Here is an 11,935-nt window from a genome sequence, read left to right on the forward strand (position 1 = left end):
TGAAACAGCGTTGTGAAAAAAACAAATTTATGAGTCTGTCATCAGTCTTTGGGCATTTATTTATAGCGGAAATATAGGATGTTATGATTTTCTTTTTTTGGTTTTGTTTAGCCTTGATTGCTTACACATTTGTTGGTTATGGACTACTATTATATATATTCGTCCGTTTAAAAGAGTTTTTTGTAAAGCCGAGATTATGGGAGGCAGGGGAGAGATATGTTCCCGAGGTTACCTTGATCGTTGCGGCCTACAATGAAGAAGCAATTATCGAAGAAAAATTAAAGAATTCACTGGCGATAGACTATCCACAGGATAAATTGCATTTCATTTTTATCACCGATGGATCTACCGATCGTACGCTGCAAATTGTTCAGCAATTTGAAATGGTTACTCTTATGCATGATGCTGCGCGGCGTGGCAAAATGGCGGCCATTAAAAGGGCTATGCAGGTTGTTAGTAGCGAAATAACCGTTTTCACAGATGCCAATACTTTTCTCAATAAAGAGGCTATACGTAATTTAGTGAGACATTATCGGACACCGAAAGTTGGCGCGGTAGCGGGGGAAAAACGTATTGCGCTACGAGGCTCAGCAGACGCCAGCGCGGCAGGTGAGGGCTTCTATTGGAAATATGAGTCTTGGCTCAAACGGCTGGATTATGCTTTCTATTCTAATGTGGGAGCCGCAGGCGAACTATTCAGTATCAGGACTGCTCTGTTTCCTTATGTAGAGGAAGATACCATCATTGACGATCATATGATTGCTATGCGCATTGCTGAAAAAGGGTATATTATTGGTTATGAGCCTGAAGCCTACGCAAGCGAGGTTGCTTCTGAAAATACCGCGGAAGAACTGAAAAGGAAAATCCGTATCGCAGCTGGGGGAATGCAATCCATCCTTCGTTTACCAATAGCTGCCAATCCTTTTAAATATCCCATGTTTTGCTTTCAATATATCAGCCATCGCGTGCTACGTTGGACGATTGTGCCCTTTTTATTGATCATATTCTTATTGCTCAATATTCTCTTGGTCATCCAAGGGCAAGGTATGTTCTATGTAGTGGGCCTTTTTTTCCAATTGGGCTTTTATTTGTTAGCCCTGATCGGTATGGCCATGGAGCGCGTATCGTTGAAAGTAAAAGCATTTTTTATTCCATACTATTTTTGCCTGATGAATTACGCTGTAATCGTGGGTATTTATCGATATTTTTCAGGTAGACAAAGTGCCATTTGGGAAAAATCAAAAAGAAAATCGGACTTAATGTTGCCGCACCATAAATGAAAAATATAATACCTCTTCAAACGCGACTGTATCTAGGTTTAGCTTTCTGTATCATCATGGTAATTGCCATTGGGGTTGTGTCATATGATCGTATTAAAAGTCAAAATAAGGAAGCCGAATGGGTTACCCATTCTTATCAGGTTATCAGTACATCACAGCATGTACGGAACTTGTTACTGAGGTTGCAAACCAATAAGATGGCTTATCGGAACACGGGTGACGAATCTTTTTCCAAACTCGTGGAGGGCTTACATGGTAAAGTAGTTTATACCCTCGATTCGCTTACAGAGCTGACGAGAAGCAATTCTGTTCAGCACGGGCTGGCTAAACAGATCATGTTAGATGTCAAGGACTATCTTGAATTTGAGGGATCTGAACAGAGAAAAGCTGTATCAAATGCGGATGATTCCATGTTGATTATGAAGGAGGATGGTTATTTTTCGGTTATTAATAAGACAATCGACCAATTTCAACATAACGAAAGGAACTTACTCACAAAGCGTAAAGACCGGAACGATCATCTGGTGAGGTTAACCCTGCGGGTCATTGTTATCAACCTATCCATCGTTTTGTTCATCGTCTTGATTTTGTGTTATGTGATACGGGCGGAGCTTATTGGCCGATTGAAAGCCCAACGTAGATTAAAAGACACCATAAAGAATATCGAACAGCTGAATGAAGAAGCAAACGAAAAAAACTGGCAGCTGGAAGGGGTGGTCAAAATCAATGATGAGTTACAAAAATATCCCCATGATTTGGAGCAGTTGGCGCAGAATGCACTGAATGTTGTTACCGACTACCTGATGGTGCCGGCCGCTGTATTTTATGTGTTTCGCGAGGAAAGACAGTCGTTGGAGGTCGCTGGTGCGGTAGCCGTTCCTGCTGCTAAAAGAATAAGTGCTAAGCTGGGTGAAAATTTAGCAGGTAGAGCGGCGCTCAACACCAAAGTGCAGGTGATTAATGGCATTGATCCAGCTTATTGGAAAATTGAATCAGGCTTAGGCAGTATCGATATAGATACCTTGGCATATGTGCCGTTGTATGACGCGACAGGATTAAAGGGATTGATTGAGCTGGCATGTGTTAGCGATACCATTAATAACAAAGCTGACTTCTTGCAGATTATTGCTTCTAATATAGCGCGGGCGTTGAACAGTTGTATTGCACATGGCAAAATGGAATCGTTAATTGAACATGTTAATCAACAAAAGGAAGAGTTGATCGCTCAAAAGGAAGACTTGGCCGCCTCGAATGAGCAAATCAAAATACAGACCGAAGAGCTGCGCGCATCAGAAGAGGAGCTTCGTGTTCAGCAGGAAGAGCTTAGGGAGATTAATGCCGAGCTGGCTATTCAGAACGGGATGATGGAAGAAGCCAAGAAAGCCATCGAATCACAGAAGAATGAACTTGAAAAAAGTAGCCGATACAAGTCTGAGTTTTTGGCAAATATGTCGCATGAGTTACGTACCCCTTTGAACAGCATATTGGTGTTGGCGAAAATGTTGGCCGACAACACCTCCGGAAACTTGACTGAAAAGCAGCAGCAATATAGCGAGATCATACATAAATCCGGATCGAATCTCCTAAACCTGATTAATGATATTCTAGACCTATCAAAAATCGAAGCGGGTAAGATTGACGTTTTTTTCGAGATGATTTCCCTTGGTTCTATTGTACGGAATATGGAAGAAACGTTTGAGGCTGTAGCAAAAGAACGCTCCATCAACTTCGTCATTGAATTCCAGGAAGATCTTCCTGAAAAAATCGAATCTGATCAAAAGCGATTGGAACAGATCTTAAAAAATTTACTGTCAAATGCCTTCAAATTCACCCCTGCGAACGGACGTGTCACCTTGGCTATAGACACAGAAGAACGAGATGCAGAAAAATTTATCGCTTTCCATGTCATGGACACCGGAATCGGTATAGCTAAAGATAAGCAGGCACTTGTTTTTGCCGCCTTCCAACAGATCGATGGAGCTATTAATAGAAAATATGCCGGTACGGGTTTGGGGCTTTCGATCAGTAGTGAACTTGCCAGGCGTCTGAACGGGTTTGTTAAACTGGTGAGTGAATTGAACGAAGGAAGCACATTTTCCCTCTATATTCCAATGGATGCTACTAGTCCACAAAACAAGCAGCTCGAACGGACTAACGCTGTTGAGACTTCCCAAATTCCCATTGCGATACCTTCGATGGTGAAGGAACAAGAAATCATACGGGATGACCGAAACGTTGTGAGCAGAGGAGATAAATGTATATTGATTGTGGAAGATGATATCAGTTTTTCTACGATTTTGCGAGATTTTGCAAGATCAAAGGGCTACCGTGTTATTGTTGCCCTTAGCGGAGATGAGGGGATCTTCTGCGTCAATAAATATAAACCAGATGCCATCATACTCGATATGAATTTACCTGTTTATAGTGGACGGGAAATTCTCCAATATGTCAAAAGTTTAGAAATACTGCGGCATATACCGGTGCACATTATTAGTTCACAGGATGATCCGGGTATAGACAAAAACGATATAACAGGTTACACCCTCAAACCGCTAGTTATAGAGGAAATGGATATGGTTTTCAATTTAATAGATAGTCAAGGAGTAGCGGATCAGCCAAAGCGGATCTTGATAGTTAATAGCGGAAAAGAAAGCACAACAGGTTTAGAGGAGCTTTTAAAAAACTATCAAGGTGTTGAGTTAACGATTATTAATGATTTTACAGCCCTCGATAATGATAAAACGGATCGCTATGATATTATTCTTTATTATCTGAATGCTCCGCTTCCACACGTAGAGAAGCGTTTATCGGCACTGAACGATCGACTGCAAGTGGATCACGGAAATATGATTATTTTTATCAACCGCCAAATTGATGAAAAAGAAGAGTTACTACTTAAAAAATATGCCAGGACGCTCATTCATATTTCTCCGAAAGCCAAGGAGCGTTTGATAGACGAGCTTGATCATTTCCTGAAAAAAAAACGCGAAGTGTCGTCGGCAGTTCCAACGGAAAGGCAAAGTTTGATTGACGACCATGTATCGAAAGTCAATACAGTCTATGATCTCCGCGATACATTGGTGTTATTGGCAGACGATGATATGCGAAATGTTTTTGCGCTGACGGCTGTACTGGAAGAGAAAGGCGCCCGAATAATTGTTGCAAATAATGGGCAAGAAGCTCTTGATGAGTTGTACGCTAATCCTAGTATTAAAGTTATCTTGATGGATGTTATGATGCCGGTAATGGATGGGCTGGAAGCAATAAAGCGGATTCGTGCAATTGAAAAATATAAGAGTCTGCCAATCATTGCTTTAACTGCAAAAGCCATGCAGGGTGATCGTGAAAAATGCATGGAGGCCGGAGCCTCGGAATATGTGACCAAGCCGCTCGATGTAAATAAACTACTAAATCTGATTAAAATTTTGGTTAGCGAAATAGCTTAGATTTATGCAAGATAAAAAGGAAAATATCAATATACTGATTGTCGATGACAAGCTGGAAAACTTACTCACGCTGGAAGCTATTTTAGAAGCACCTAACCGAACGTTTATACGCGCAACTAGTGGCAATGAGGCGCTTAGGTGCGCCATTAAACAGGGTGATATAGGGTTGATCATCTTAGATGTACAGATGCCGGAAATGGATGGTTTTGAAGTGGCATCCATTTTACAGTCCAATTCAAGCACGAAACAGATTTCTATCATATTTGTAACGGCTATCAATAAGGAAGAACATTATGTGATGAGAGGATACGCAGATGGAGCGGTTGATTACCTGTCGAAACCGTTGGATATCAAGCTTGCCCAGGCGAAAGTGAACGTTTTCGAACGTATGTATTTTTACCAGAAGAACTTAAAATTGGCGCTGGAAGAAAAAAAAGAGATTAACAATCAGCTGGAACGTTTTATGTACGTCGTCGCTCACGATCTTAAATCGCCCTTGGCAGGCCTAATCTCCATCTTGGGCATGATGGAATATGCGCTGGATGATGATGATCAGGAAACACTCAGGTCATATCTTCATTTAGGCGAAGTTTCCGCCAATAAACTAAACCAAATGATTTCATCCATTCTCAATTATTCGAAAAATGCACATAATTTTCAAGAGAAGGAATTGGTATCGGTAAAGGACCTTTTGTCAGATATAAAAGCTGCTTTGTTCCTGCCAGAAAAGGTGCAAGTCTCTGTTATAGAGCCTCTGCCCTGCTTTTATACGAATGCTGTACAGCTTTATCAGGTATTCCAAAATCTAATTTCAAACGCCATTAAGCACAACGATAAGGAACGGGTGCAGGTGGAAGCTGGTATGTCCCGTGAGGATGAAGATTTTTACACATTCTATGTAAAAGACAATGGTTCTGGAATTGCACAGAAGGATTACGCGAAGGTCTTTGGCCTTTTTCAGACGGTCGATCAGGTGGACGGTGATACCAAAGATAATACAGGAATAGGTTTGAATTTAGTAAAAATGTTTGTTGAGAAACAGGGCGGAACGGTCGATGTTGTTTCCGAGCTTGGGACAGGAAGTACATTTTATTTTAAATGGAGAAGGGCAAAACCCGAGTAAAGAGGAATGATACGGGGTTAGCATAACGACACAACGAATGCGATCGCCGACTTAAGTATGGAGAAGTAAATACGGTAAGGTACAGCTTTTCGGCACAGGTATTTACCTGCCGAAAAAAACTATGTCATTGATGGAAATGCACAGGTGCTTGTTGGTATCGATAAGCTGGCAGAATTAAAGTTTGCAGATTACACGACGAAGTTAACCGAGAAACTACAGTGATCATTTTCTTTGCAGCATGTGTAATGCCTTATCTATTATAGCGTTGCTCTACTTCAAATTGGTTGTGACACCTTCTTGGATGCTGGGTTCGGATGGTATTATTTTAAGTTGTTTCAAATGGTGTTTTCGCTGCCAAAGTTGCGAGCTGTCTTGAAAAAACAGCTCGCAATAATACACCTTATCTTATTGGATGGTGCTACCTTCTTTTATCTCATCGTTTGCGTGTAACAGAATCTGGTCATGAGCCTTTAAGTTACCGAAAACTTCTACCGAATCGTTGGCGGCGATTCCTTCCTTTACATCTGCAAAGACGGCTTTCTGGTTGACTACTTTAACAACATACTGCCTTTCTGTTGAACGTACAACACTGTGATTGGGCACCAGCAGGGAGCTTGCTCCCGATAATAAGGGGATGCTTACTTCACAATACATACCAGGTTTGAGGCGTTGATCCTTATTGATGACGTCTATTTCAATGGCTTCAGATTGTGTGGAACCGAGCATGTTGGCCGAGCGGCTGATTTTACCTTGATAGCGCTTACCGGGCTGGCTATTGAAGATATAGGACACCGGCTTACTGAGATCTACTTTATCTACATAGTTCTCCGGAATATGGACTTCAAGTCTGAGCTTGGCGATATCCTGTAGGATGAACATGGGCCGCTCATTGCTTTTTCCGGGGCCAACTAATGCTCCGGCAGAGACATTCCGCTGTACCACCATGCCGCTAAAGGGGGCGTGGATGTTGAGATAGGATTGCACCATCTTCATGGCTTCGACGTTCGACTTTTCTGACATGGCAACGGCTTCATCACCTTTCATTTTTGATAGGGCGTTGTCTAGGTCTAGTGGTGATACGGCTCCTTCTTCTAAAGAAGCTTCCTTGAGTCGGCGATATTTTTCTCTACTGGCATTGGCGGCTTCGTTTGCTTGGATGTAACGCGAGTTGGCGGATTGTAGCTGTGATAACATTTCGGGTGCTTCTAAGGCTACCATCAATTGCCCTTTTTCTACAATGCTGCCGCGGTCTACAAAAATCTGGTTGACAAAGCTATTGACTTTAGCAAATATATTGACTTCGTTGAAGGGTCTGAGCTGCCCGGGAAGGCGCACGGAACTGGCGAGTGACTTTTCGGTTACTTGCCCTATTTCGTAACGGCTTTTTGTTTGTTGTCCTTCTTTTTGAGCCGAGAGGTCAACAGGTTTATTTTGGCCTCCACATGCCGCTGCGAGCAGAGCAAAGGAAAGGATATAAAGTTGTTTGTTCATCGTTAATTGTTATGAATAATGTCTGTTACTAATGGATTACTTGGTTTATGTGCATTGTCAATTGCGTTGGGAAGTAAGGAAGGAGATTGAAATCCGGCCTTTCCTTTAGCCCAGGCAAATACGAGCGGAAGAATAAATAACACAGCAAAGGTGGATGCAAAAAGCCCCCCAATAACCGCGCGCCCTAAAGGTGCAGCCTGCTCGCCGGCCTCGCCCATTCCCATGGCCATGGGGATCATACCTGCAATCATGGCCAAACTGGTCATCATAATCGGTCGAAGGCGTGTAGAGGCGCTGAAAAGGGCCGCTGTTTCTGCATGTTGGTGATGCAAACGGAGTTGTTCTGCATTGGAAACAATAAGTATGGCATTAGCCACTGAAACGCCTGTTGACATGATCATGCCCATATAGGATTGGAGGTTAAGGGTAGATCCGCTCAGCAGCAGAAATACCAGCGAACCGAGCACTACAGCCGGAATGGTGGCAAGGGCAGTGAGCGAGAGTTTGGTCGACTGGTAATTGGCTGCGAGTAAAAGAAAGATAACCAGCATGGCGAAGCCTAAGCCTAATTGTAAACTATGAAGGGTTTCGTCCAATAAGGTTGCCATGCCTTGTAATGTCACCGTAACACCACGCGGAGGTGCCTCTAGCCGATCGAGTACTTTTTGGACCTGTACGGTGGCCGACCCCAAATCAATATGGTGGAGGTTAGCTATAACGGTTAGGTATCGGCGCGGGCCCTGGCGATCGTACTGCCCGGCTTCATAGGAAGTGTTAAAGGTGGCAATATCGCCTAAGGTGGGCGATCGTTGGCCTTTTACGAGGGAAATTTCGCGTAGTTCGTCCATGGTATTCATCACATATTCCGGAACTTGTACCTGCACTTGATAAGTGTAGGTGTTTTTCTCATCAAGCCATTGTATTTTTTCGGTAAAACGGCTTGAAGAGGTGCTGGCGGTAACGGAGCGCGCAATATCAGTCATTTTAAGTCCGAGTTGTGCAGCTTTTAAACGATCAATGTGAATGGAAACGGTGGGCATTTTCAGTGGCTGGGCAATTTGAATGTCCCGAAGGTCTTTAATTTGTTTCAAACCATCTTCTACCTGACGGGCATAAGCTTTTAACTGATCCATATCTTTTCCGGCTATTCTTACCTCAATGGGGGTAGCGGCACCTCGGCTCATAATCTTCTCCGTCATATCAATGGGCTCGAAATTGACCCGTAGATTGGGAAGTTTATAGGCAATGTTGCGCCGGAGGGCGTCTTTTAACTCGTCGGTATTGATGTGGTATCCCTTTTTTAGGTTTACTTGAATAACCGCTTCGTGGGTGCCGGTATTGAAGACATATAAGTTGCTGACACCGTAACTGCTGGGTACAATACCGACATAGGCTGAAGTGATTGCGACTTGGCCGTTTACGGTACTGTCGATAATGGCGAGCACTTGCTTAACTTTTTCTTCGGTCCGCTCTAAACGGGTTCCGTCAGGCTCTTTGATCCGCAATTGGAATTGACCGTTGTTTAATTTTGGCATCATGTCTTTGCCGATATAAGAGAAAGCGAAGGCCGTGAGCAGGATGGTGGCGACGAGATAGATGAGGGTAGTTGTACGCTTCCATTTCATCAGACCCCTTAATATATGGAGGTATTTTTTTTGTATCCTGTCAAACAGCGAGGTATCTGGGGAGGTTGCTTTGACATGATCTTTTAATAGCCAGTTGGCCAATATGGGCACGAGTGTTTGTGCCATGACATAAGACGCGATCATGGTAAGCCCAATGGCTAAAGACAGCGGCAGAAACATGGCTTTGGGAATACCTTCCATCAGAAAGGATGGAGCAAAAACGGCGAGGATACACAGCAAAATCAAAAAGAGCGGAAGGGCAATTTCTGCACACGCATCGTAGATTGCTAGGCGCTTCGGCTTGCCTGCTTCCTGATGCTGGTGGATACTCTCTATCGTGACCGTAGCTTGATCTACTAAAATACCAATAGCTAAGGCCAACCCGCTCAGGGTCATGATGTTGATGGTTTGATTGAAAAGGCTGAGTAAGAGAACGCCAATGAGCACGGAGACCGGAATGGTAATGACGACAATGAGGCTGCTTCGCCAATCTTTCAAAAAGAGCAACACCATAAGACCGGTTAAAAGTGCACCGAGCCCCCCTTCGGTGAGGAGGCTTTCTACCGAATTCATCACCGCTACGGATTGATCAAACTCGTACGAAATGGTAACATCCTCTGGTAAGAGGCTTTGTATCTCGGGTATTTTCTTTTTTAAGCCTTTTACAACTGACCAGGTGGAGGCATCTGCAGTTTTTACGGCGGGTATGTAAACAGAACGCCGCCCGTTGATAAGGGCATAGCTCACCGTTACATCGGAGGCGTCGGCCACGCGTGCTACATCTTTGATGTAAATAGGAACACCGTCTTTGGTAACTACAGGGATATTACCGAATTCATCTACATCTTTTATGAGGGAATTGATGGTGGTTACATACATGTTGTTGTCCATGCGCAGGTTGCCCGATGGAGACATGACGTTGAAAGCGGCGAGCGCTTGTACAACCTCGTCCGGTGTTAGGTTGTAACTGCGCAATTTGTTGGGATTCACGTTGATGGTGATGGTTCTGGAGTTGGCACCAAATGGGGGAGGGGCGGACAGCCCCGGCACAGCGGAGAAGCTTGGCCTTACCAAGGTGCTGGCCATGTCGTAGATTTCTTTTAGGCTGCGGCTCTTTGAGGAGAGTACCAGTTGCCCTACAGGTAATGACGATGCATCGAAGCGTATCACTTGCGGGGGCAACGCGCCGGGAGGAAAGAATTTCATAGCACGATTTACCTGCAAGGCTACCTGTGCGGAGGCTTCGGCCATGTCGGTTTTTTCGTAGAAACTGAGCTTAAGCAAGGTTAGACCCTGAATATTTTTGGCGCTTATTTCCTTAATACCCGTAACGTACAGGAATTGATCTTGAAGGCGCGACGAAAAGAACCCTTCCATCTGCTTTGGCGACATCCCGCCATACGACTCAATGACGTAAATGGTTGGGGAGTTGAGCTTCGGAAAAATATCGATGGGTATTTTGGTGGCCGCAATAAGGGAGAATATCAAGAGGCTGACGGTAAAGATAATAACCGAAATGGGCCTTTTTAATGCGTTTGTTACTAAAGACATGCGATAGATCAATTAAAGAGTTGAAGAAATGGGTCGACGTTGTTCTGCGCAATAACTTGATGAAACAACGCAAGGTAGTAGTTGTACTTGGCTGTTATATAGTCTGTTTCGGCTCGATAAAGCATGTTTTGTGCAACATTCAGTTCTACAATGTCCGTTAGGCCGTTTTTATACAGCGAGAACTTCTGCCTGTAGGCTGCATTGGCAGCTTTCACTTGTCGCGGTATTTCATGCAGGCGCTCTTCTGCGGCGCTTACTTCGGCTTTAGCCTGTAGGATATTAGTTTGCACATTCACCTGTTCTTCGGCTAGCTTTTTACTGGCACGCATGGTTTGCCTTTCGGTAAGGGCTAGATCGAGCCGCTGCCGTCGCCTATCAAACAAATTGTAGCTAATACCTAGGCCTACTAAGTAATTGCCTCGTTGCATACCGATACCTTGGTTAAGGGGAAGAAATTCATCCACACTGTTTACGCTGCTTGCGCGCCCCCATACGGCCGCCGATAGGAAAAGCTTTGGACGGTAACTTTTTCGTACCAGATCCTCTTTAAGCTCTTGATTGGCTACAATGGATTGATAGTAATTAATGAGTGGATGCTGATTGGTTTCCTGTAGCGTTGCAGGTAATGCGGTCACCTGTTGGAATAAGATATGCTCGGCTGCGGTATCGGGAATAACCTCCTGTACTTGGAGTCCGCTCACGGCGGCGATTCTTATTTTGAGTTGATTTTCTTGATTTTTGAGGTCAATCTGCTGCAGTCTGGCCTGTGAAAGCGCTGCTTCAGCCATGCTGGTGTCAACGCCGGCACGAATACCGCTTTTGGCCAAAGCCAAAATAGAACGATGTATTTCAACATTTCGTTCGATGCTGCGCTGTTGGATAATGGATAAGTCCGTTAGCTTGAGGAGCTGAAGGTAACTGTAAATGGTAAATGATTGCAAATCGAATTGCGCTTGGGCGAACTTATTGGCCTCCACGGCTAAGTCGCCTTCTGCAGCGGCCCGCTGTGCCCGGTATGCGCCAAAGTTGGCGAACTCCCACTGAAAGGCGGCAATACCTAGATTGGAGCTGACAGGCTGATAGTTGTTGCTTTCACGTACACCGCGATTATTGGTGGGTACAATACCGAAGCCAAAGTAGGGGCCTGCGACATTATTGTTGGATCCTAGGTTTGTTTGATAAGATAAGTAGAGATCTGGCGATCGGTTGTTTGCTGTTTTCTTTATTTGACTTTCCCGAATGGCTAAGGCTGCTGCATCGGTTTGTAAGGAGGGTGCATGTTGTCTCACCAGCTCCAACAGCTGATGGAGTGTAATCGGGGTAGGATTCTCTTGACCATAGCAAAGCAGTATGCCACATAGCATGCTATAGCCAAGCAATAAAAAATGCTTGAGCATATGTACGTTGTTTTAGTTTGAA

Annotated in this window: 6 protein-coding genes; 3 read left to right on the forward strand and 3 right to left on the reverse strand. The window is 44.1% G+C overall.

The features are described from left to right. Positions 1–83: 83 nt before the first annotated feature. Genes E0E36_RS06455 through E0E36_RS06465 form a run of 3 tightly spaced genes read left to right on the forward strand, consistent with a single transcriptional unit; the run spans position 84 to position 5,849 of the window. On the forward strand, positions 84–1,280 hold the full coding sequence (locus E0E36_RS06455) for a glycosyltransferase family 2 protein (RefSeq protein WP_130855243.1): 1,197 nt from the start codon (positions 84–86) through the stop codon (positions 1,278–1,280). Beyond that, positions 1,277–4,726: a response regulator gene (locus E0E36_RS06460; protein WP_130855244.1), complete on the forward strand. Its 3,450-nt coding sequence runs from the start codon at positions 1,277–1,279 to the stop codon at positions 4,724–4,726. The genes E0E36_RS06455 and E0E36_RS06460 overlap by 4 nt, the downstream gene beginning before the upstream one ends. Positions 4,727–4,730: 4 nt before the next feature. Continuing rightward, the gene (locus E0E36_RS06465) at positions 4,731–5,849 is read left to right on the forward strand and encodes a hybrid sensor histidine kinase/response regulator (protein WP_130855245.1); all 1,119 of its coding nucleotides are present in this window, start codon (positions 4,731–4,733) and stop codon (positions 5,847–5,849) included. 405 nt (positions 5,850–6,254) lie between these two features. Here the strand turns inward: E0E36_RS06465 and E0E36_RS06470 are convergent, their stop codons facing one another. From E0E36_RS06470 to E0E36_RS06480, 3 genes are read right to left on the reverse strand one after another with little or no spacing between them, the layout of a single operon-like run. Next, positions 6,255–7,340 carry an efflux RND transporter periplasmic adaptor subunit gene (locus E0E36_RS06470; protein WP_130855246.1) on the reverse strand — a complete coding sequence of 362 codons (1,086 nt, stop codon included), beginning with the start codon at positions 7,338–7,340 and terminating at the stop codon, positions 6,255–6,257. A 2-nt stretch (positions 7,341–7,342) separates the two neighbouring features. Beyond that, positions 7,343–10,516: an efflux RND transporter permease subunit gene (locus E0E36_RS06475; protein ID WP_130855247.1), complete on the reverse strand. Its 3,174-nt coding sequence runs from the start codon at positions 10,514–10,516 to the stop codon at positions 7,343–7,345. Positions 10,517–10,524: 8 nt separating this feature from the next. Continuing rightward, positions 10,525–11,913, reverse strand: a complete 1,389-nt coding sequence (locus tag E0E36_RS06480; RefSeq protein WP_130855248.1) for a TolC family protein — start codon at positions 11,911–11,913, stop codon at positions 10,525–10,527. Between the last annotated feature and the right edge of the window lie 22 nt (positions 11,914–11,935).

Origin of the sequence: Olivibacter jilunii (assembly GCF_900607235.1) — a bacterium.
Taxonomy (GTDB): Bacteria; Bacteroidota; Bacteroidia; order Sphingobacteriales; family Sphingobacteriaceae; genus Olivibacter; species Olivibacter oleidegradans.

Coding starts and splice junctions, on each gene's coding strand:
- E0E36_RS06480 (WP_130855248.1), bottom strand. CDS start 11,913: ATGCTCAAGCATTTTTTATTGCTTGGCTATAGCATGCTATGTGGCATA.
- E0E36_RS06465 (WP_130855245.1), top strand. CDS start 4,731: ATGCAAGATAAAAAGGAAAATATCAATATACTGATTGTCGATGACAAG.
- E0E36_RS06455 (WP_130855243.1), top strand. CDS start 84: ATGATTTTCTTTTTTTGGTTTTGTTTAGCCTTGATTGCTTACACATTT.
- E0E36_RS06475 (WP_130855247.1), bottom strand. CDS start 10,516: ATGTCTTTAGTAACAAACGCATTAAAAAGGCCCATTTCGGTTATTATC.
- E0E36_RS06460 (WP_130855244.1), top strand. CDS start 1,277: ATGAAAAATATAATACCTCTTCAAACGCGACTGTATCTAGGTTTAGCT.
- E0E36_RS06470 (WP_130855246.1), bottom strand. CDS start 7,340: ATGAACAAACAACTTTATATCCTTTCCTTTGCTCTGCTCGCAGCGGCA.